The 22,705-nt window shown below is 54.9% G+C and carries 18 protein-coding genes and 1 pseudogene; 10 read left to right on the top strand and 9 right to left on the bottom strand.

What is annotated here, in order from left to right; genetic code table 11:
* Window positions 1-55: 55 nt before the first annotated feature.
* Window positions 56-664, bottom strand: a complete 609-nt coding sequence (locus ACPUC7_RS05640; RefSeq protein WP_494922079.1) for a hypothetical protein — start codon at window positions 662-664, stop codon at window positions 56-58.
* 325 nt (window positions 665-989) lie between these two features.
* Window positions 990-1,718 (bottom strand): OmpA family protein, encoded by a 729-nt coding sequence (locus ACPUC7_RS05635; protein WP_494922078.1) that lies wholly within the window; start codon window positions 1,716-1,718, stop codon window positions 990-992.
* Window positions 1,719-1,752: 34 nt separating this feature from the next.
* Between ACPUC7_RS05635 and ACPUC7_RS05630 the strand changes: the two are divergent.
* Window positions 1,753-3,465: pseudogene (locus tag ACPUC7_RS05630) on the top strand (flagellar biosynthesis protein FlhA); the annotation flags it as partial.
* Between the two features lie 200 nt (window positions 3,466-3,665).
* Window positions 3,666-4,148, top strand: coding sequence for a YlaC family protein (locus ACPUC7_RS05625; RefSeq protein ID WP_343550760.1), 483 nt, complete (start codon window positions 3,666-3,668; stop codon window positions 4,146-4,148).
* Between the two features lies 1 nt (window position 4,149).
* Here ACPUC7_RS05625 and ACPUC7_RS05620 read toward each other — a convergent pair whose 3' ends face one another.
* The 3 genes from ACPUC7_RS05620 to ACPUC7_RS05610 form a co-directional block, all read right to left on the bottom strand.
* Entirely contained in the window at window positions 4,150-5,562 is a 1,413-nt protein-coding gene (locus tag ACPUC7_RS05620; RefSeq protein ID WP_494922378.1) for an aminotransferase-like domain-containing protein, read from the bottom strand.
* Between the two features lie 83 nt (window positions 5,563-5,645).
* Window positions 5,646-7,745 (bottom strand): putative bifunctional diguanylate cyclase/phosphodiesterase, encoded by a 2,100-nt coding sequence (locus ACPUC7_RS05615; RefSeq protein WP_494922077.1) that lies wholly within the window; start codon window positions 7,743-7,745, stop codon window positions 5,646-5,648.
* 155 nt (window positions 7,746-7,900) lie between these two features.
* On the bottom strand, window positions 7,901-10,003 hold the full coding sequence (locus ACPUC7_RS05610; protein ID WP_494922076.1) for a putative bifunctional diguanylate cyclase/phosphodiesterase: 2,103 nt from the start codon (window positions 10,001-10,003) through the stop codon (window positions 7,901-7,903).
* A 546-nt stretch (window positions 10,004-10,549) separates the two neighbouring features.
* Here ACPUC7_RS05610 and ACPUC7_RS05605 point away from each other — a divergent pair.
* The 5 genes from ACPUC7_RS05605 to ACPUC7_RS05585 are packed head-to-tail and all read left to right on the top strand — an operon-like array spanning window position 10,550 to window position 15,778.
* Window positions 10,550-11,119: a spore coat protein U domain-containing protein gene (locus ACPUC7_RS05605; protein ID WP_343550757.1), complete on the top strand. Its 570-nt coding sequence runs from the start codon at window positions 10,550-10,552 to the stop codon at window positions 11,117-11,119.
* 43 nt (window positions 11,120-11,162) lie between these two features.
* Complete coding sequence (locus ACPUC7_RS05600; RefSeq protein ID WP_494922377.1) at window positions 11,163-11,657, top strand: Csu type fimbrial protein; 495 nt, start codon at window positions 11,163-11,165, stop codon at window positions 11,655-11,657.
* Window positions 11,658-11,682: 25 nt separating this feature from the next.
* Window positions 11,683-12,381, top strand: coding sequence for a fimbrial biogenesis chaperone (locus ACPUC7_RS05595; protein WP_494922376.1), 699 nt, complete (start codon window positions 11,683-11,685; stop codon window positions 12,379-12,381).
* Complete coding sequence (locus ACPUC7_RS05590) at window positions 12,381-14,819, top strand: fimbria/pilus outer membrane usher protein (protein WP_494922075.1); 2,439 nt, start codon at window positions 12,381-12,383, stop codon at window positions 14,817-14,819. The genes ACPUC7_RS05595 and ACPUC7_RS05590 overlap by 1 nt, the downstream gene beginning before the upstream one ends.
* The gene (locus ACPUC7_RS05585) at window positions 14,816-15,778 is read left to right on the top strand and encodes a Csu type fimbrial protein (protein WP_494922074.1); all 963 of its coding nucleotides are present in this window, start codon (window positions 14,816-14,818) and stop codon (window positions 15,776-15,778) included. Before ACPUC7_RS05590 ends, ACPUC7_RS05585 begins: the two co-directional genes overlap by 4 nt.
* Window positions 15,779-15,883: 105 nt before the next feature.
* On the opposite strand, the gene ACPUC7_RS05580 is transcribed toward ACPUC7_RS05585, so the two are convergent.
* The 3 genes from ACPUC7_RS05580 to exbB all read right to left on the bottom strand — a co-directional run bounded on the left by ACPUC7_RS05580 (window position 15,884) and on the right by exbB (window position 18,538).
* Window positions 15,884-17,203, bottom strand: a complete 1,320-nt coding sequence (locus ACPUC7_RS05580; RefSeq protein WP_494922073.1) for an MFS transporter — start codon at window positions 17,201-17,203, stop codon at window positions 15,884-15,886.
* A 178-nt stretch (window positions 17,204-17,381) separates the two neighbouring features.
* Window positions 17,382-17,804: a TonB system transport protein ExbD gene (gene exbD, locus ACPUC7_RS05575; protein ID WP_343550752.1), complete on the bottom strand. Its 423-nt coding sequence runs from the start codon at window positions 17,802-17,804 to the stop codon at window positions 17,382-17,384.
* 5 nt (window positions 17,805-17,809) lie between these two features.
* Window positions 17,810-18,538, bottom strand: a complete 729-nt coding sequence (gene exbB / locus ACPUC7_RS05570) for a tol-pal system-associated acyl-CoA thioesterase (RefSeq protein WP_343550929.1) — start codon at window positions 18,536-18,538, stop codon at window positions 17,810-17,812.
* Between the two features lie 260 nt (window positions 18,539-18,798).
* Here exbB and metC point away from each other — a divergent pair, with 260 nt between their 5' ends.
* Window positions 18,799-19,989 (top strand): cystathionine beta-lyase, encoded by a 1,191-nt coding sequence (gene metC, locus ACPUC7_RS05565; protein ID WP_494922072.1) that lies wholly within the window; start codon window positions 18,799-18,801, stop codon window positions 19,987-19,989.
* A gap of 97 nt (window positions 19,990-20,086) precedes the next feature.
* Window positions 20,087-20,749: a DedA family protein gene (locus ACPUC7_RS05560; protein WP_494922071.1), complete on the top strand. Its 663-nt coding sequence runs from the start codon at window positions 20,087-20,089 to the stop codon at window positions 20,747-20,749.
* On the opposite strand, the gene ACPUC7_RS05555 is transcribed toward ACPUC7_RS05560, so the two are convergent.
* The gene (locus ACPUC7_RS05555) at window positions 20,750-21,670 is read right to left on the bottom strand and encodes an AraC family transcriptional regulator (RefSeq protein WP_494922070.1); all 921 of its coding nucleotides are present in this window, start codon (window positions 21,668-21,670) and stop codon (window positions 20,750-20,752) included.
* Between the two features lie 204 nt (window positions 21,671-21,874).
* Between ACPUC7_RS05555 and dkgA the strand changes: the two genes are divergently transcribed.
* A complete protein-coding gene (dkgA, locus tag ACPUC7_RS05550; protein WP_494922069.1) occupies window positions 21,875-22,702 on the top strand; it encodes a 2,5-didehydrogluconate reductase DkgA in 828 nt (275 codons plus the stop codon).
* Window positions 22,703-22,705 lie beyond the last annotated feature (3 nt).

Raw genomic sequence — 22,705 nt, 5'->3', positions numbered from 1 at the left:
GCCCGTTCCTGCACGGCACACGCGCCTCTCGATGACGGCCGAGCTGTTTTGCACTTTACTGGTGCATCAGCTGCTGCGCGACTGGCAGCCAAATCTCCGTCATGGCTCCTTCGCCACCGGTAAAGGGATCGCGCTGCGGCAGCGGAACCTGCTGGATCTGCTGTTTCGACGCACGTAAACGTGACGGCTCATCACGTACGGTTTCCGGCGACATTCCTTGAGGATAGGCGCCGACGGCGAAAAAATCCTCTGAGGCGAAAACTTGCTTGTGACCGACGCCCGCCGGAATCAGCACCGCATCGCCTTCCCGCAGCGTCACCATGCGACCGCTATCGCCGCCAAACAGCACTTCGGCCCAACCGGCACCGACGCCCAATACTTCATGCGTATTCGGATGATAGTGGGTATACGGAAAGATTGGCGCACGCCAGGCGGCGGGCCAACCGTTGCGGGTAAAGGTTTTCTCGAACCACGCCGCGCTGTCTTGCGCTTCATCTTCATCAGGCACGATGCCCGGCCAGATGATCAGCGGCAGCGGATTGTTCGGCACGCCGCCTGAGGGCAGCGACAGCATTAAATGTTGCGGATTGCTGGACGATCCAGCGGAAAAGGTGCCGGCGGCGAAAGACATCAGTAACAGCAGGCTGGAGGTGTTGGCAGTCATACTCTTTCTCCGGTTAACCACGTGACTTAATTGTGGCGTACCCGTGCGCCTTTGCAATGTGCGCCCGCCGACATTATTCACATAAAAGAATGATTTAGCTAACTAAAGTCAAATTAACTGGCAACATTTTTAACATATCGTGCCGCGTGTTTTGTGGTCACCATAAATGGCGACCTTACGTTAAGGTGCAGGATTTTGTAGGGTCGCCATTTATGGTGACCTGGTTCATATGAACGCCAACATGCCAGAGAGCAAATTCAGGCAAAAAAAAGCCGGTGGATTTCGCCACCGGTCGAATCAAAAAGGATTCAAAGGCACTGACAGGTTATCGCAGGCGCTCAGCGATGGGTTTCACCACGTTCTCCCCTTCGCGGCCATAAAATTGGAATAAGGTTTCAGCGGCGGCATCAGTTAATACCAGAATTTCAATGCGACGATTGCGCGCGCTCATCGGATCATCACGATCGCGTGGCATGCGCGACGCCATGGCATTGACCTGCAACACGCGGGCGCTTTCCAGACCGCCGCGCTCTAATGCACGGCGCGCAGCTAAGGCACGATCCCCCGACAGGTTCCAGTTGTTGTAAGCCGCATTACCGCTGTACTGCGCAGCATCGGTGTGGCCGCTGATCATGATTTTGTTGTCGATGCGGTTAAACACTGGGCCAAGTTCCGTCAGCAATTTCTGGAAATACGGCGTCAACAAGGCGCTGCCACGGGGAAACATCACACGATCCTGATCGTCCTGTACCAAAATCCGCAAACCTTGCGGCAAGGTTTCTAAGGTCAGAACGTCTTGCGCGTTATAGCTTTTAATAACTTGTTGAATCTGCTGATACAGTTTTGCTAACTCAGCGTCCGATCGTGACAGCACGCTGTCCAAATGCTCTTGAGGTTTACCACCCGACTGCAGCATATCCCCAGCCTTTACGGTCTCTTCCTTTTTGCTGAGTTCTAACGTGTCACCAATCAGTGCATCACTTTTGCCACCGTTCTGCTCAAAAGGATTGAAAGCGGCACCGTTAAAAATGGATTCGCCATTCAACTGCGCCACAATTTCCTTGCGCTCTTCCACACTTACCGATGCGGTGATCAACTTTGTGGTGGTCACCAAAGGTGCCGAACGTATTTCCGAAGTTTCGGCACGCTTTACGCTGGATGCGTTACCTGGCAAACAGATGGCCATTGATGCCGATCTCAATGCAGGCTTAATTAATCAGGAACAGGCGGGCCTGCGACGCAAAGATGTTGCCAATGAAGCTGATTTCTACGGCGCGATGGACGGTGCATCCAAGTTCGTTCGTGGCGATGCTATCGCTGGCATCATGATCCTGTTGATCAACGTGATCGGCGGTATTTTGATTGGCGTGTTCAAGCACAACTTACCCGCGGGGCAAGCTTTCGAACAATATGTGTTGCTAACCATTGGTGATGGTTTGGTAGCGCAGATTCCATCGCTGCTGCTTTCTACTGCGGCAGCGATTATTGTCACGCGTATCAGCGATGGTGCTGATCTGGGTGATGATATTCGCTCTCAGCTGTTAGCCAAACCGGGTACGCTGTATACCGCTGCGGCCGTGATGTTTGTGCTGGCAATTGTGCCAGGCATGCCGCATATGGTGTTTTTGGCCTTCACCGCTTTACTGCTGTTCTCTGCCTGGCGTCAAAGTCGTAGAGTCAAAGCTCCAGCAAAAGATCATAGCAACATGGACGCCATCCAGCAGGCTTTGGCGCAACCAGACGATCAAATGACGATTGGCTGGGACAACATTCCCATGGTGGAACCGATTGGCCTCAATTTGGGCTATAAGCTGGTGACCATGGTGGATAAAAGTAAAGGCGCTCCGTTGACGCAACGCATGCGTGGCGTGCGGCAAGTGGTATCTGAAACCAGCGGGGTGTTGCTACCAGAGATCGCTCTGCGTGAGGATTTTCATCTCAAACCCGCGCAGTACGCTATCAAGATCAACGGAGTGCGGACTGCGATTGGCGAGGTGCATGCCGATCGTCTCATGGCAATCCCCACCTCCGAACAGTACGGCGAAATTGATGGCGTTCTGGACGTTGATCCGGCTTACAACATGACGGTCACATGGATCTTGCCGGAACAGAAGGCCAAAGCGCTTAACCTTGGTTATCAAGTGGTGGATTGCGCCAGCGTGGTGGCAACGCACGTCAATAAAGTGGTGCGCGAGAATCTGCCTGAACTGTTTAATTACGACGACATTACGCAATTGCATCAGCGTTTGGCGGGCGTGGCACCGAAGCTGTCGGAAGATGTGAATGCGGCGGTGAATTACAGTTTGCAGCTGAAGGTTTATCGCTTGTTGTTGAACGATCAGGTGTCGCTGAAAGATATCACCACCATTGCGACGACTTTGCTGGAGAGCGCGGCGATCACCAAAGATCCGATCCTGCTCACTTCAGATGTGCGCTACGCGCTGCGTCGTGCGATGGTGGCGGCGATCGCGCCGGACAACAAACCGTTGTCGGCGTATACGCTGGAAAACAGCCTCGAGAACTTGCTGCTTGCGGCGCTCAATCAGGCGCAGCAAGCCGGCAAAGTGGCGCTGGATAGCTTCCCGGTTGATCCGAATATCCTGACGCAGTTGCAAAGTACCCTGCCGGTAATGATGGAGCAGCTTAAAGCGCAGAACCTGACTCAAGTGTTATTGGTGACGCCGCAATTACGTCCGCTGATTGCGCGTTATGCGCGCCTGTTTGCTAATGGGCTGAATGTGCTGTCGTATAACGAAGTGCCGGATGATGCGAATTTGCAGATTGTTGGACAGGTGAGTTAGATCGTAGAGTGTTGTCCCTCACCCTAACCCTCTCCCACACGTGGGAGAGGGGACAGATCGAGTGCTGGTGTTAAATTGAGCTCCACCTCACCCTAACCTTCTCCCAACCCAACTGTTATAAAAAATCACCGCAAATCTGTCTCTAATTCGCTTCACTGTTATGTGCTTTACTGGCAGGCAGTGAAAATTAGAGGTGAACAATGGACGCGATCAAACAAATCCTGCTCGACGAAATCGCCACGCTGAACCGTGAAGGCCAGCGCGATAACCTGCCGCGCTTTAGCTTTTCTTTCCTCAAAACCCATCCGGGACTCTGGGCAATCATGTATCTGTGCTACGCATTGTGCGTGGCATTGATCTTCTCCACCGAGATGCTCGGCTGGCCGGCGTTCTGGTTTGCCACCGCGTTTGTACTGGTGATGAGTTTCTTGATGCTGATGGATATCAACCCGAAATACCGCTTTGAAGATATCGACACGCTGGATCTACGCGTCTGCTACAACGGCGAATGGTATTACGTACAGCCGGTTTCCCAGCAGGCGCTGGACAAAATTCTCGATAATCCCAACACGCCGGATCGTGTGCGCAGCGGCATTGATCGCTTGATCAAACAGAAAGGTGAGGTGGATTTCTACGATGTCTATTATCTGACGTGGGGCCACAAACAGGCCGCCACGGTTTGATTTACTGATTTAACGCGCCAATTAAACGCCCCAACGTTTCCACCGCCGCTTCGGCGCGCGCATCCCACGGCCAGGCGGTGTTGAAACGGAAGCAGTGGGCGAATCCTTCGCTGCTGGAAAACAGCTGGCCCGGCGCGATGCTGATGCCTTGCGCTAACGCGAGATGATAAAGCTGCGTGGTGTTGATGTGCCCAGGCAGCGTGATCCACAGAAAATAGCCGCCCGGCGTGTCGCTGATCCCCGCTTCAGGCGGCAATACGCGGCGCAGCGCCTGTTGCGCCAACTGCTTACGCTTCGCCAGCGTCTGGCGCAACTTCTTCAAATGGGTGTCGTAACTGCGAGTGCTGAGAAAATCGGCCAGCGCGAGTTGCATCGGCGCGCTGGTCGACAGTGTACTCATCAGCTGAATGCGCTGCACGCGTTGCGCATGACGCCCCGCCGCCACCCAACCGACGCGAAATCCCGCCACCAGATTCTTCGAGAAACTGCCGCAATGCAGCACATTGCCAGCCACATCAAAGGCTTTGGCGGGCAACGGTTTGTCGTGACCTTCGTACAGATCGCCATACACATCGTCTTCAATCATCGCCACGTTGTAGCGCGCCAATAGCTCCACCAGCTGCTGTTTTCGTTCTGCGCTCAAGGTGAAACCGAGCGGATTCTGTCGATTGGTCATCAACCAGCAAGCTTTCACCGGCCAGCGCTGCAAGGCTTGCTCCAATTCTTCAAGATCCATGCCGTGCTCAACATCGCTGGCGATGGCAATCGCATTCAGTTTGAGACGTTCAATTGCTTGCAACGCGCCATAGAAAGAGGGATTTTCGAGAATCACCCAATCACCCGGTTCGGTCACCGCTTGCAAGCTAAGATTTAGCGCTTCCATCGCACCGTTGGTGATAACGATGTCATCCGGCGACAGCGTGATGCCTTGCTGCGCATAGCGTTGCGCGAGGATTTTGCGCAACGCTTCATTGCCTGGCGGCAAGTTGTTGAGCGCATCGGTGGGTTTCAGATTGTGCGAAACTTTGACCAGCGAGCGCATTAGTTGACGCTGTGGAAACAGTTCCGGATCGGGGAAAGCTGAGCCAAACGGCATGATGGCAGGATTGCGCGTCGCTTGCAGCACATCAAACACGAAGCTGTTGGTATCGGCCTGATCGGTTTTAGCGATTTCCTGGGTGGGCAAGCGCGGACGGCTTTCGGCAGCGCGCGGAGCGACGTAATAACCGGACTGCGGCTTCGAAACAATCCAGCCCTGGCTCTCCAGCACTTCATAGGCGTGCATCACCGTCATCAGGCTTAGACCGCTCTGCTCCGCCTGTTGGCGTAGCGACGGTAATTTCTCGCCCGGCGGCCAAATTCGCGCTTCCATTTGCGTGCGCAGCTTGTCTACTAACTGCTGATATTTCGCCACCCGAACTCCGATGTAGAGGATTTGGCGGCTAGTTTCCCTCACCCTAGCCCTCTCCCGCAAGCGGGAGAGGGGATCAATAGGTATTAAGACATACGGACCAGCTCGGCCTCTTTCTCTTCAACTTCGAAGAAGTTCGGCAGTTCGCCAATGCGTTCTGGCGGCACCGGTTTACCCAGCAAATAGCCTTGCAAGGTATCGCAGCCTAAACCGGTGAGAAACGCCTGCTGATCCTGGGTTTCCACCCCTTCCGCTACCACTTTGAGATCCAGCGATTGCGCCAGCGCGACAATCGCCGAGACGATGGTGGCATCTTCCGATTTGGCTTGTAGCTCGTTAACAAACGCACGGTCGATTTTCAGTTCGCTGGCCGGTAAACGCTTGAGATACAGCAAGCTGGAGTAACCAGTGCCGAAATCATCAATCGAAGCTTTGACGCCCATATTGGTGAGTTCGGTCAAGATACGCACGCTCTCTTCCGGGTCGCGCATCGCGGTGGTTTCGGTCACTTCCAGCGTCAGTAATTCGGCCGGGATTTGATGCTGTGCCAGCGCTTGGGTGACGGTTTCCACCAGATTGTTCTGCTCAAATTGCAGCGCCGACAGGTTCACTGCCACCGACCAATGTGGATGGCCCTGTAAGTGCCAGGAACGCAGCTGGCGGCAGGCTTCGTTGATCACCCAATTACCGATGTTAATGATCATGCCGGTTTTCTCAGCCATCGGCAGGAAAGCATCGGGCGCCAGCAAACCGCGCGAGGGATGCTGCCAGCGTAGCAGCGCTTCGAAACCCAGGATCGGGCCGCTCGGTGCACAATATTTTGGCTGATAGAACAGGCGCAACTCTTGATTATCCAGCGCTTGCCACAGATCGTTATTCAGCTGTAATTGCGACTGCGCCAGCGTGTTCATCGACGGCTGGAAGAAGGTATAGCCGTTACGACCGTTGTTTTTGGTGTGATACATGGCGGCATCGGCGTTGAACATCAATTCACGCTCGTCTTTACCGTCGCCAGGATAGACCGCGATACCAATACTCAGCGACACCACCAACTCGTAACGCGAGATATTGAATGGGCGATCCACTGCTTTCACCAGCGTATCAGCCACCGCGGCGGCATCGTTGGGATCGTCAATTTCCAGCAGCAAGACAAACTCATCGCCGCCCATACGCGCCAGCGTGTAATGCCCTTTCATGTGGTCGGTCATACGCTCGGTAACACCGATCAACAAGTTGTCGCCGACGTGGTGACCAAACGCATCGTTGACCGCTTTGAAGCCATCGAGATCCATAAACATCAGCGCGAACTGCGACTTCTCGCGGTTGGCTTTGTTGATGGCTTGTTCCAGGCGATCTTCTAACAGAATGCGGTTTGGCAGACGCGTCAGGTTATCGTGCAGCGCCAGTTGCGCCAGTTCACGGTTAGCTTCCGCCAGCGAGTGCGCGAGGATCGAGGTGCGCGCTTGCATGCGTGCGTCGAGCATCGAAACCAGCAACGTGATGCCGAGGATCGACAGCGTGACCACGGTAACCACCACCGCCAGCCAGTTGCTGTTGACGCCCATATGCGTGGCGTGACTGTGCTCCGGGAAGTTAGCCGCCGCCATGCCGGTATAATGCATGCCAGCAATTGCACAGCCCATCACCACCGAGGCGCCTAAACGCAGTATCGCGATGCGCCCGTGTCCTTCACGCAGGTTAAACGCCAGCCACAACGCGGCGCCCGACGCCACCAAAGCAATCGCCACCGAAGCCGCCACCCAATTCCAGTTCCAGGTAATGCCCGGCGAAAACATCAGCGCCGCCATGCCGGTGTAGTGCATTGCTACCACGCCAGAACCCAGCACGAATGCGCCGCCGCACAAGCGCCGCCACGGCAAGGTCGGAGTTGAACACACCAGCCACAAGGCGAATACCGACGCCAGCACCGCCACCACCATCGAGGTGACGGTAAGTGTTGGATCGTAACTCATCACCATGTCGAGACTCATCGACAACATGCCGATGAAGTGCATCGCCCAAATGCCGACGCCCATGGCGAATCCACCGCCCAATAACCAAACCAGCGCCACCTTGCCGGTTGAGGAGGCCACGCGTCCCGCCATATCCAGCGCGGTAAACGAAGCCAGCATCGCCACTAAAATCGAGACGATGACGGTGAACGAGTCGTACGAAGTCACTAACATAGTGATTTCCCAAGTTAAAGCCGTTGTAAGTCAGCTGTGGTGTTAACGAAAAAGATGAGATCTATTGGTTTTATAGTAGGAATATCGGCAGGATCGCTGCCGATTTGAGTCAATGAACGATGAAACCTTCCGATGCGGAAGAAAATAAAAACTGTTTATTGCGCTCCTGCCAGCGGTACCACGTTGTCCACAAAGGCTAAAGGCATGTTAAGCGCAGCGGTAAATTCACCGATACGATCGGCCGGTGTTGGCTTGCCGAGCAAGTAACCTTGCAGCGTATCGAAGCCCAAACCGGTGAGTAAACGCTGCTGCTCCTCGGTTTCGACGCCTTCCGCCACCATGCGCAAATTGAGCGTGCGCGCCAGCGTCAACATCGCCGTGACTACCGTGGCATCTTCGCTGTCGGCACGTAAGCTATTCACAAAGGCGCGATCGATTTTCAACTCGCTGGCTTCCAAATGCCGCAAGTGCAGCAGATTGGCGTAACCGATGCCGAAATTATCGATCGCCACTTTTACGCCTAAGCGATGTAATTCAGCGATACGCTGCTGACTGAATTGCGGATCGCGCATCGCGATGTTTTCGGTAATCTCCAACATCAATGCGCCTTCAGGGATCTGAAAGCGCTGTAACGCCTGACGCAGGCTTTCGATCAAATCGCGCTGCTGGAATTGCAGCGCCGACAGATTTACCGACACGCTCCAGTCGCGATTACCTTCATCGTGCCACTGCTTGAGTTGACGACAGGCTTCGTTGATTACCCAATTGCCCAGCGCGACAATTTGCCCGGTCTTCTCGGCACGCGCGAGGAACATATCCGGCATCAGCAAACCCCGACGCGGATGCTGCCAGCGTAGCAACGCCTCAAAGCCCATTAAAACCGTGCCTTCGGCGCGGAATTTTGGCTGATAGAACAGGCGCATTTCCTGGTATTCCAGCGCGTTCCACAAATCATTGGCCAGCGCCAACTGATGCTGTGCGACCGCGCTCATCGCCGGTTCAAACAGGCTCCAACCGTTACGACCGCTGTGTTTGGTGTGATACATGGCGGAATCGGCATTGAACATCATCTCTTGCTGGCTGCGACCGTGCAGCGGGAACACCACAATGCCGACGCTGAGCGACACACGCAGCGAATAACGGTCGAGGTCAAACGGCGCATCAATCACCTGTACCAGTTTTTGTGCCAATGCCGCCGCCTGCAACGTATTACATTGTGGGCACAGCAACACGAACTCATCACCGCCAAGCCGCGCCAGCAGAATCTCTTCATCTAATTGCACGCGTAAACGTTCGGCGACGGCGATCAGTAAGCGGTCGCCAACATGATGGCCCCAGGTATCGTTGACCGCTTTAAAGCCATCGAGATCCATGAACATCAGCGCAAAGTTGCCATCTTCCAGCGTGGCCTGTTTGATCTGCTCGGTCAGTTGCTGTTCCAGCATCACGCGATTCGGCAGCGCGGTGAGATTGTCATGCATCGCCAACTGGCGCAGTTCACTGTTGGCACGTTTGAGCTTGGCTGCCAGCCGAGCGGCGCGCAGTTGCGCATCCAGCATTGAGATCAACAGCGTTAACCCCAGAATGCTGAGCGTAATAATGGTCACCCACACCGCCAAACCTTCCTGGCTGGCACCGTGATGCTGCATGCTACTCAAGTTATGAAACTCAGCCGCCGCCATGCCGATGTAGTGCATGCCCGCGATGGCAATTCCCATCACCAGCGCCGCGCAGGCGCGCATCATTAACAGCCCTTCGCCCTGACGCAGATGGAAAGCCAGCCACAGCGCCACGCCGGAGGCGGCATACGCCACAATCACCGACAGCGTTACCAGCCGATAATCCCAGCGAATCGCCGGTTCGATCAGCAAGGCGTTCATGCCGATAAAGTGCATCGCGACCACGCCGCTGCCGAGAATAATCGTGCCGCGTAATAGCCGACGTCGGGTGAGATGACTGCCGCGAACGCCCTGCGCCAACGCGAAAATCGACGCCACAATCGCTACCAGCAATGAGATGGCGGTGAGGGAAATGTCGTAGCGCATGGTCATCGGCATCATCATCGCCAGCATGCCAATAAAGTGCATCGCCCATACGCCGATGCCCATCGCCGTACCACCGCCGACTAGCCACAATTTCGCTACGTAGCCGCGCGACACGGCAACGCGCCCGGCGCTATCCAGCGCAGTAAAGGCGGCGATAAACGCCACAATCAGTGAAACGGTAACCAGAACGCTATCCCAGGTAACCAGCAGCATGTGCGCTCCTAATTCTGCCCGCGGTAAAACGGGTGCTGTGTCGTTAAATTTGAACAAGGATGATAAGGCGCCGATTAGGGCAATTAATGACCACTTGCGGCACCGCTCAACAAAAAATCGCTCCAGACAAATCTGGAGTTGCGCGGCGAGTTATTTTTATTTTCATCGTCGGTCGTCGAGAGAAAAATTAATAATATCTGATTAATGCACGAACATAGCATTGAACCGAAGCGCGCGGTAGAGGGAGGAAACCTTGGTTGTTTAGTTTTTTTAACCGGTCGCCACCCCTTGTTATTACTGAGTTATCGGCGAAAAGCGTGAATTGATTAGTGAAAAAGTGAACCCCAGTCGCACAAGCGCTGATTTGCTGATCTATAGTAAAGAAAACTGATATAAATCATTAACCCACCATCTAAGAATTTTCTTAGGCGGTAGGCGCTTAGGTTGTCTGGCCGATTGCGGCTCTTGTTTGATTTCGGATGTGTTTTCATAAATGAATGACCAGGTGAAAAAGCACTGACCTTGGATAATCAGTAAGGAATGATTATGAAACTCAAGCTTTTTCTTGTGGCTACCAGCCTAAGCGCCGCGCTTGCTCCGACCGCTGTTTTTGCCGCCACCACAACGGGAACCATCAATGCCACGTTGACGTTGACCACCGGTTGTTTGGTCAACGGTCAATCCGCTACCACAGGGGTGAACTTCGGTACTCTGAACTTTGGTAGCAGCGCTGCCACCTTCGATACCTTAAACGCCACCCTGGTAGGCGCCGCCGGTAACGGTATTTTTGTGCGCTGCACCACTGGGCAAACGTTTAACGTGCAGGTCACCAGCAGTAATGCCGCACCGGCTACCGTGTTTGGTACGGTCAGCGGCCAACCGCGCTACCTGATCCTCGGCTCCAACAACACACAAGGCATTGCTTATACGCTGTATAGCGACGCCGCGTTCACCACCGCCATCGCCAATAACACCAACATTGCCGCCAGCGGCACCACCGACCCAACGCTTGGCACCAACTACGCCATTTATGGTCGCGTGGTCGGCGGCGGCTTCAACCCACTGATCCCAGCAGGTACTTATACCGACACCATTAATGTGGCGGTGAATTACTGAGGATCGTATCGGGGTAATCAGGGTGGCCGTGGTGCAGCGATGGATGCACAGTGCAGGCGGCCTGGCCCTGCTGATAGGGAGCGTCTCCGCTTGGGGGTTGCCGACGGCAACCTTTCAGGTGTCAGCATCAGTAGTGGCAGGCTGTGTCGTCTCCGGTACCAATACCGGAGTTTTTGGCACGCTTAATTTCGGCACCCAATCTGGCGTCGCCACCAGCAGCGTCAGCGCCAGCTATGTGCAAAGCACCACCATCACCCTTGCCTGCACGCCAGGCACCGCCGTGAGTATGAGCATCAATGGCGGATCGAATTACACCACCACGCGCAACCTCAAAATCGCCGGTAATACCAACACTGTGCCGTACAGCTTGTACTCCAACGCCGCGCACACCACCGCCATTCCGGTGAACAGCGCCGTGGCACTGAGTTACAGCAACGCCAACAACATTACTTTGCCGATTTACGGCCTATTAACGCTGCCCGGCCCAACGCGCGCCGGGACCTATACCGACACCTTAACCGTCACGCTGAGTTGGTGACGGCGTCAATAAGAAGGATAACTGAATCATGAGCCTGCGCGCCCTATTCCTGTTGCTACTCGTGGCCCTAACGCCTGCCGTCCACGCCGCTAATTCCTTGATGGTGTGGCCGATTGATCCAGCAATCGATCCCGAAGAGAAAGCCAGCGAGCTGTGGCTGGAGAATCGCGGTAACGCCACCACCATGATGCAGGTACGCATCTTTAGCTGGCAGCAGGTTAACGGCCAGGAACAGTATCAAACCCAGCAACAAGTGGTGGCGAGTCCGCCGATGGTGCGCCTTGAACCAGGACAAAAACAGCTGGTGCGTTTGATTAAGCAAGCACAACCGGAAGCCGGGCGCGAAATGTCATATCGCGTAGTGTTGGATGAGATCCCTACGCCACGCACGCCGGGCGAAAATCAGGCCGGCCTCACCTTCCAGATGCGCTACTCGGTTCCGCTGTTCGTCTATGGCAATGGCGTAACGCGTGACAGCGCCAAACCGCAGCTGAGCTGGCATGAAGTGAACAGCGGCGGCAAACGCTATTTAGAGCTGACCAATCGCGGCAATGGTCACGCGCGGTTAAGCAACGTCACCATTGGTGGACGTCCGCTCGGCAACGGTTTGTTCGGCTACGTGCTGGCCAACAGCAGCAATCGCTGGCCGTTGAACAGCAGCGTGAGCGGCGAGCTTTCGGCCGAGATGAATAAAGGCCACTGGAGCAGCGCTGCCGCGCGTTGATGAAGTTAACGCCGCATCCCTGCGCGCTGGCGGTTGCCAGCGTGTTGTGTATCAGCCCGATGCCCAGCAGCGCGGAGACCTTCTCCGAGCTGCCACCGCCGCCTGCACTGGAGAATAATGCCAACGGCCAGCAATACATGCTGGAACTGGTGGTGAATCAGGGCGAACGTGGCGACATCGTGCCAGTAGAACGCAAGAACGGCGATTTCTGGCTACGTCGCGGCGATTTGCAACGTGCCGGTATTCCCGCGGGCAAACTGCAAGGCCAGCAGATCGATGTCAATCAGCTGAGCGGTGCAAAAGTGGAGTACGACGAACGGCGTCAGCGACTGCTGCTGACCGTTCCGCCAGGCTGGCTGCCGGGTCAAACTATCGGCCAGGCCAGCACCAATGCGCCACGCTTCCCCGGTCGCGCCAGTAACGGCGCTCTGCTCAATTATGATTTCTACGCCACGCGCACCGACAACGCCGGTTCTCGCCTTTCCAGCTGGAATGAGCTGCGCTTTTTCGGCCCGCTTGGGCAATTCTCGACCAATGGCGTTTACGTGCAGCAACTGGAAGGCGGCGTAGCGGGCCAGCAGGAAGGCTATATTCGCTACGATACCTGGTTTAGCAATGAAAACGAGAACGCCGCCATCAGCTGGCGCGCCGGGGATTTGGTCACTGATGCGTTGAGCTGGAGCAACAGCGTGCGTCTTGGCGGTATCCAGGTGGGTCGTGATTTCAGTGTGCGACCCGATTTAGTCACTTATCCGCTGCCAGCGTTTTCTGGCCAGGCGGCGGTGCCCTCTTCGGTCGATCTGTTTATCAACGGTTATCGCAGTGCGAACGCCGATGTGCAGCCGGGTCCGTGGTCACTCACCAACGTACCGTTTGTGAATGGTGCGGGCGATGCGGTGATCACCACCACCGATGCGGTTGGCCGACAAATCACCACCACGCTGCCGTTTTACGTCTCCAGCAGCTTGCTGAAACAAGGTTTATCCGATTACTCGTTCTCTGCCGGTGCCATCCGTGAAAATTATGGCGTACAGAATTTTGATTACGGCGCGGCGGCGGCGAGCGGTTCGTATCGTTACGGCCTTAACGATTGGCTAACACTGGAAAGCCACGCGGAAGGCAGCAGCAGCGTAGCGATGGGCGGCGCGGGGGGATTGGTGAAACTCGGCAGTTGGGGGGTGATCAACGGCGCCTTGGCGCAGAGCCAAATGGATGGCAATCCTGGTACGCAATACAGTTGGGGTTATCAGTACAACAACAGTTGGTTCAGCCTCGGCACGCAACACATTCTGCGCAGCGCCGATTTCGGCAACCTTGCGCTGATCGGCAGCCGCGGCGACAACGCCAACACCAGCTATTCGCTGGCGCGCCGCAGCTCGCAGTACACCGCCAGCGTGTCGCTGAATGAGTATGGCAGCCTCGGCCTGGCCTATTTCGATATCTCCGGCGGCAACGGCGATCGCACCCGCTTAATGAATCTGTCGTGGAGTAAAAATCTGTGGGGCAACAGCAGTTTGTATATCTCCGCCAGCCGCGATCAGGAACAAGGCGACTGGAGCGGCGCGATTTCGCTGGTGATTCCGTTCGGTGAGCAGAGCAGCGCCTCAATCAGCACCGAGCGCGATCAGCAGGGCAACAATAATCAGCGCCTGTATGTGTCGCGCGCCATGCCGACCGACGGCGGTTTCTCCTATGACGCGGCGTGGGCCAATCAAGGCAGCGACAGCGGCGATTATCGTCAGGCCAGTTTGCGCTATCGCAATAACAAAATTGATACCTCGGCCGGTTTCTATGGCGATGACGACAACACTACGCAATGGGCCGATTTCACCGGTTCAGTGGTGCTGATGGACAACCGCGTGTTTGCCGCTAACGACATCAACGATGCGTTTGTGGTGGTAAAAACCGATTATCCAGACGTCACGGTGCGCTATGAAAACCAGGCGATGGGTCGCACCGATAAAGAGGGCTATTTGCTGGTACCGTCGATCAGCAGCTATTACGGCGCCAAGTACGATATCGATACGCTGGATTTGCCCGCCGATCGCACTGCACCGAAAGTGGAGCAGCGTTTTGCCGTGAAGCGTAAAAGTGGCTACTTGCTGAATTTCCCGGTGGAACGTCTGCGCGCTGCTAGCGTGGTGCTGCATGACAGCAACGGGCAGCCGCTGCCGATTTCCAGCCAGGTATTGCGGCCGAATCAGGCCACCGAATATGTCGGCTGGGATGGCATTGTGTGGATGGAAAACCTCAGCGCCGACAACCCGATTCACGTCTCGACGCCGGATGGCCGCAGTTGCGATACGCAGCTGACCATCGCCGACGGTCAGCCCAAAGCGCTGGAAACCTACGGGCCGCTTACCTGCGATCTGCCACCGCCGCCAGCAGGTGCGGCGGTGAGCAGCGCCAATAATTCACAGTCAGGGATTTCACCATGAGAACGCTTTTGCTGCTGACGCTATTGCTACTGCCGGGCTTGAGCTACGCGGCTTGCGGCTTGTCTGCGCCAACCGCCACTTTTGGATCGGTCACAACCTTTTCTGTTGGCTCAACGGTGAATCCCACGTCCAGCACCACCAACGTTAACTGCGGCACCGGCGGGCTTTCGTTGTTGGGCACAGATTATGTCGCTTATGCTTTTACTACCGCCACCAACCTCACTGGCACGCGTGCGACGCTGAAAACCGCCAGCGGCGGTACGGACAATATTCCGATTCAGATGTGCATCGACAGCGCCTGCGCCACCGAATTATTGCAAGGCGGCAGCTATCGCTGGAACTCATCAGCGCTGTTGGCGTTGGGTAACAGCCTCAACTTCAATATTCCGCTCTATTTCCGCACTGTGCCCGGCCAGGTGATTGCGGCGGGAACCTACACCACCACCATTACTTTAACCGTGAGTTATAACGTCTGTGCCGGGGTAAACGTGCTCGGCGCGTGTGTGGGAACAGTGCAGACCAGCACCGGCACGGCGATGCCGATTACCGTGAATCTGGTGGTGACCAACGATTGCACCACCATTACTGCGCCCAATGTGAGTTTTGGCAGCGCACCGCTGGTAGGCCAGTTCTCTACCATTCAGCAAACCATCAATGTGGTGTGCTCGAAAGGCAGCACGTATACCGTGGGATTGAGCAATGGCAGCTACTACAGCGGCACCACGCGACAAATGGCCAGCGGCACCAACCGATTGGCGTATGACATTTATAAAGGTACTACCACCACTTCGCGCTGGGGACCGACCGGCACCGATCGCTGGAGCAGCACCACGTCGAGTTCGATTAATGCGGATACCGTGACGCGTAATTTCATTTATACCGCGCAGATTCTGACGACGCAGAATACGCCCGCGGCGGGGAATTATACCGATAGCGTGGTGGTGGATTTGTCGTTTTAGCGGATTGTTGGTGGAGAAGGGTACGCGCTGGGGAAGAAGGGTACGCGCTGTCCCTCATCCCAACCTTCTCCCGCACGCGGGAGAAGGGGCTGATCGAGCACTATTTTAGACGGGATTCGGGTGAGCGGAAGCGTGCTGCGCTTGATACTGTTTCACCATGCGGCCAATCAGTAATGTACCGACCAATCCACACACCGCCGCAAACGACAGCCATACGCCCGGCATCGCTTTATCGCCGGTGGCATGAATCAGATAGCTTGAAACCGCAGGCGTAAAGCCGCCAAACAGCGCGGTTGCCAGGCTGTAAGCTAATGAGAAACCGGAGGCGCGCACTTCTGCTGGCATGATTTCAGCCAGATACACCACCATCGCACCGTTGTAGCTGGCATACAGGAACGACAGCCATAGCTCGGCTTCCACTAAATGCGCAAAGGTTGCCGATCCCACCAGCCAATGCAGCACCGGCCAGGTGGTAACGATCATCAGAATAGTGCAAACGATCAGTAACGGACGACGGCCAATGCGATCGGAAAGCGCGCCCATCACCGGCAACCAAAACAGGTTAGAAATCCCGACAAACAGCGTCACGAGGAAGCTCTCTTTGTCGCTCATCATCAATACCGTTTTGCCGAACGTCGGGGTAAATGCGGTGATCATGTAGAACATCACAGTGGTGGTGACCACCATCAGCATACCCGCCAAAACCAACGCCCAGTTCTGTCCCACCGAGCGCATAATCTGGCTCATGGAAGGATGGTGTTTACGCTGGCTGAACGCTTCAGTCTCTTCCAGCATGCGGCGAATGTAGAACAGGAACGGCACGATCATACAACCGACCACAAACGGAATACGCCAGCCCCATTCGGTGACCGCGTCTTTGGCTAACAGATGGTTTAAGCCCAATCCCAACAGCGCCGCGAAGATCACCGCGACTTGTTGACTGCCGGATTGCCAGCTGACGTAGAAGCCTTTGCGCCCTTTTGGTGCCACTTCCGCCAGATACACCGACACGCCGCCCAACTCAACACCGGCCGAGAAACCTTGCAGCAGGCGACCAAGCAGAATCAGAATGGGCGCAGCCGCGCCTAAGGTGGCGTAACCCGGCACCAGCGCGATGGTCAAGGTACCAACCGCCATTAATCCCAGCGTCAGCAACAGCCCTTTGCGGCGACCGTGGTGATCGATGTACGCGCCGAGGATAATCGCGCCAAGTGGACGCATCAGGAAGCCCGCGCCAAAAGTCATCAGCGTGAGCATCAAGGAGGCAAAAGGATCATCACCGGGGAAAAAGGTTTTGGCGATCGCCGTGGCGTAATAGCCAAACACCATGAAATCGTACATCTCAAGGAAGTTACCGCTGGTAACGCTAAAGATAGTTTTGGCACCGCCCTGCGATGACTTTTGTAAAGAGTGACTTGAGCTCATATTGTCCTTCCTGGGTTTTTCCCCCGTTGTAGCCTGCGGAGCCAGGAATAGATGTGATCTTGTTCACCATTGCAGTTTACAAAAGTACGACCAAGAGTAACAAGAAATTAACAAACTGGGTGCGGGATAAAAAAAAAGGTCACCATAAATGGCGACCTTACGCGTTCAGGAGGGAATGTTACTTCTTCACGGTTTCCATACCCATCAAGCCGATCTTCAGATATCCGGCTTCACGCAGTTGATCCATCACTTCCATCAAGGTGGCGTAATCCACGGATTTATCCGCCTGGAAGAAGATGGTGGTGTCTTTCTTGCCTTCGGTTTGCGCCGTCAGCACGTTCACCAATGTATCTTTGGTTACCGCGTCGTTACCGATGTAAATCTGCTTATCTTCTTTAATCGAGAGATAAACCGGCTTTTCCGGGCGCGGCTGTGGTGCGCTGGTGGAAGCAGGCAGATTCACGCGCACATCCACCGTGGCTAATGGCGCGGCAACCATGAAGATGATCAGCAGAACCAACATGACATCGATAAACGGCGTCACGTTGATTTCGTGCATTTCGCCATCGCCAACCGAGTCATCGTTTAAACGCATCGCCATAATACTTATCCTACGCGCAGTTTCTGTGCCGCCGCCGGACGGTTGGCTTCTTTCGCGGTATCGACGTTGCCGAGGTCAAGATCACGGCTTTGCAGCAGCATCACTTGCGCGGCAACATCGCCCAGCGAGGCTTTGTAGCTGGCAATCATACGGGCGAAGACGTTGTAGATGACCACAGCAGGAATCGCGGCAACCAGGCCAATGGCGGTGGCCAGCAGCGCTTCGGCGATACCCGGCGCAACCACCGCGAGATTGGTGGTTTGTGTTTTCGCGATACCGATAAAGCTGTTCATGATGCCCCAAACGGTGCCGAACAGACCGATAAACGGTGCGACGGAGCCGATGGTTGCCAGGAAACCGTTGCCGCGACCAGCATGACGGCTAAACGCCGCGACGCGACGATCAAGGCGGAAGCTGGTGCGCTCTTTAATGCCATCCAGATCTTCAGCACCCGCTGAGAGTTCTAGCTCATTCTTCGCATCATTGAGCAGTACAGCGCTGTGGCTGTTGCCTTTGAAGTTTTCAGCAGCACGGTAAGCATCGTTTAACGATCGGGCTTCGCCCAGCGCTTGGTGTTCGCGTTTCAGACGACGCTTCGCCCCGCTGAGTTCAGCATATTTGCCGAAGAAAATCGCCCAGGTGACGACCGACGCTAATAGCAGGCCAATCATCACAATCTTTACCACGATATCGGCATGCTGATACATGCCCCAAACGGAGAGGTCCGTTTGCATCAAATCACTGGCTACCACGCTGCATCTCCAACTTCTGTTGCACAGTTCACGATTGAAGCGCGGATCATAGCAAAAAAAACGCCCGAAGTGATAGTGGTTCTCATTACTATTTACAAACCAAAAATGTCATTCAATCCCACAATTTAGCTGATGTTTTACGCAATACTGGCCTCACTCTGATAATCAGTAATCAGGCTCAACCCCGTTCGCGGATTCGTGGTAACGTGGATGTTTTGTGGGAAATGTCAGGATAGGCAGTGATGGCAACGAAAAAAATTGATACCCAGCTTGTCACAGCGGGACGCAGTAAACGTTACACGCAAGGCTCCGTTAACAGCGTGATTCAACGCGCCTCCTCTCTGGTTTTTGACTCCGTCGCCGACAAAAAGCGCGCCACTGCCGGTCGTGCGCAAGGCGAACTGTTTTATGGTCGTCGCGGCACCCTCACCCATTTCTCGCTGCAAGATGCGATGACCGAACTGGAAGGCGGCGCTGGTTGTGCGCTGTATCCATGTGGTGCGGCGGCGGTTTCCAACGCCATTTTGTCGTTCGTCGAAGCCGGAGACCATATTCTGGTCAGCGGCGCGGTGTACGAACCGACCCAAGATTTCTGCTCTAAAATTCTCAGCAAGCTGAACGTAGCCACCACTTACTTTGATCACTGCATTGGCAGCGAAATTGGTGAACTGGTTCAGCCGAATACGCGCGTGGTGTTCCTTGAATCCCCGGCGTCGATCACCATGGAAGTACAGGACATCCCAGCAATTGTTGCCGCGGTGCGCGCTAAAGCGCCTGACGCCATTATCATGATCGATAATACCTGGGCGGCGGGCGTGTTGTTTAACGCGCTGGAGCATGACATCGATATTTCGATTCAGGCTGGCACCAAATACATCATTGGTCACAGCGATGCGATGATCGGTACTGCGGTAGCGAATGAACGCTGCTGGGCGCAACTGCGTGAAAATTCGTATCTGATGGGCCAAATGGTCGATGCCGATACCGCCTATATGGCAAGCCGTGGCCTGCGTACACTGGGCACGCGTTTGCGTCAGCATGAAGAGAGCGGTTTGCAGGTGGCAGAATGGCTGGCAGCACAGCCGGAAGTGGCGCGCGTCAATCATCCGGCATTGGCGCAGTGTAAAGGCCACGCATTCTGGCAGCGCGATTTCAGCGGCAGCAGCGGTTTGTTCTCCTTTATCTTGCACGAGAAATTGAGCCCTGAGCAGTTGGCGCACTATCTCGACCACTTCCATCACTTCAGCATGGCCTATTCGTGGGGCGGCTATGAATCGCTAATTCTGGCAAATCAGCCCGAAGAATTGGCGGCGATTCGCCCGGCGGGCGGCGTTGATTTTACCGGCACCTTGGTGCGTCTGCACATCGGCCTTGAACATGTCGATGATTTACTGGCTGACCTTAAAGCCGGCTTTGCACGCTTAAGAAATTAAACAGAAGGTAAACCACGCTGTGGCGGCGCAGAGAGATCAACGAATGCCATGCCACAGAAGGTTAAAATAGAATCCTTGTGACTCGATGGAATAGCTGATGGGTGTTTTACATGAGATTGTCCGGGCGCTTTGGCATCAGGATTTTGCCGCGCTAGGAAATCCAGATGTCGTGTGGATTGTCTACGGCGTGATGTTTTTGACGCTGTTTCTGGAAAACGGTTTGTTGCCGGCCTCGTTTCTGCCAGGCGACAGTTTACTGCTATTAGCCGGTGCCATGGTTGCCAAAGGCGTGATGGATTTCGTGCCCACCATTGTGATTCTGACTACCGCCGCCAGCCTCGGCTGTTGGTTGAGTTATCTGCAAGGGCGCTGGCTGGGCAATACCAAACTGGTCAAAAGCTGGCTCTTGCACCTGCCGGCGCAATATCACCAGCGCGCGTGGAATATGTTTGATCGTCACGGTTTGATGGCGCTGCTGGTTGGCCGCTTCCTGGCATTTGTGCGCACGCTGCTGCCAACCATGGCCGGGATTTCGGGCTTAAAGAATGGCCGCTTCCAACTGTTTAACTGGCTGAGCGGCTTATTGTGGGTTGGTATCGTGGTGACGCTCGGTTATGGCATCAGCCATGTTCCCTTTATCAAACGTCACGAAGATCAGGTGATGGCGATCCTGATGGTGCTGCCGATTGCCCTGCTATTTATCGGCCTGGCGGGCAGCATTGTGGTGATTTGGAAAAAGCGCCGCCAGAAAGTCTCCTGATTACGACGCGGCGTCAAACGGTAACATCGGCACCGTTTGGCGCACGCGGCTCGCCTCTTCTCCCGGCGTCACGCCGAAATAGCGCTTAAACTCCCGCGAAAACTGCGACGGACTTTCATAACCTACGCGTACCGCTGCGGCACTGGCTTTCATGCCATCCTGCAACATCATCAGTCGCGCCTGATGCAAGCGATAACGTTTCAGGTATTGCAGCGGCGAAGTTTGCGTCACCGCTTTGAAGTTGTGATGAAACGCTGAGACGCTCATGTTCACTTCCGCCGCCAACATGTCGACGCTTAGGCTTTCGGCAAAATGATTCTCGATGCGACGCAGCGCGCGCGCTATTTGGCTGAACTGCGTTTGACGATTCACCAGCGACAGCAGCGCGCCGCCAATTGGGCCAGTCAGCACGTAATAGATAATCTCGCGCACCAACTGTGGCCCCAACACGCGCGCATCACGCGGATTGCTCATCACATCCAACAAACGTTCGGCGGCACACAGCATTTCATCGCTCATAAAAGCGGAATGAATGCCGGAAGTTTGCGCCTGCGGCTGGAACTGCTCGTCGTCACCAATATCCATCAGTAAATCTTGCAGGCTGGCGGTATCGACGCTTAAACACATGCCCGCCAGTGGTTCTTCCAGCGTGGCTTCAGTTTCACACTCCACCGGCAAAGGTACGGTGAGCATCAGATATTTGGTGGCATCGTAGTGAAATACCGTGCTGCCGAGATAGCCGGTTTTACGTCCCTGAAACAGAATCACAATGCCGGGCTGATACATCATCGGCGTACGCGGCAGGGTTTCGCAGGCGTAGATTAATTTGACGTTTTCCACTGCGCACAGCGGCTTGCGGGGATCGCTCATCAACGCAACTACACGCTGCGCGAGTTGGCGGCAAAGGGCGTCGTTTGGCATGTTTTTCTCTCGGGCAGCAAAAAAGGCAGTTTGCCGCAATGCTGCTCAAAGCTCCACCATCCTGGAGAATCAGGCAAGATTATTGCAGAAATTCCCCAGGCAAAAGTGTTGCCCGCTTGCCACAATGATCCCCAGATGAGGTTTGTTGACTAGACTTAAGCACATCTTTTCTACGGTAAGTCACTGCAACAGTAAGGAGCAATTATGGCAGAGCAACCCATTATTAAATTGCACGACGGCAACATGATGCCGCAGCTTGGACTCGGCGTGTGGCAAGCGAGTATTGAGGATGCGCGCAAAGCCATCGTGGAGGCTTTGAGAGTTGGCTATCGCTCTATCGATACCGCGGCCATCTACAAAAATGAGGAAGCGGTTGGGCAAGCGTTGCAAGAAACCGATGTGGCGCGTGAAGACATTTTCATCACCACCAAACTGTGGAATGACGACCAGCAAAACGCGCAACAAGCGATCGAAACCAGCCTGAAGAAGTTGCAGTTGGAATCGGTGGATTTGTATCTGATGCATTGGCCGTGCCCGGAGAAAGATCATTACGTTGAAGCCTGGAAAAAGATGATTGAGCTGCAACAGCAAGGCTTAACCAAAAGCATCGGCGTGTGTAACTTCCACGAAGCCCATCTTAAACGCCTGATTGATGAAACCGGTGTGTCGCCGGTGGTGAACCAGATTGAGCTGCATCCGATGCTGCAACAGCGCACCCTGCATGCGTGGAACGCGTTGCACCAGATTCAAACTGAATCCTGGAGCCCGCTGGCGCAAGGCGGCAAAGGTGTATTTGATCAGGATATTATCCGCGAGCTGGCTAAGAAGTACGGCAAAACCCCAGCGCAAATTGTGATTCGCTGGCATCTGGATAGCGGATTGGTGGTGATTCCGAAATCGGTGACGCCGGAACGTATTCACGAGAACTTCCAGGTATTTGATTTCAGATTAGATAAAACCGAAGTCAGCGAGATTGCTAAGCTGGATAGCGGTAATCGTTTGGGGCCGGATCCGGAGACGTTTAACGGGTAGGAT

It is taken from the genome of Pantoea sp. CFCC18179 (assembly GCF_059412405.1).
Note: the sequence above shows the minus strand (reverse complement) of the source record. Positions and strands in the feature narration are given on the sequence as shown.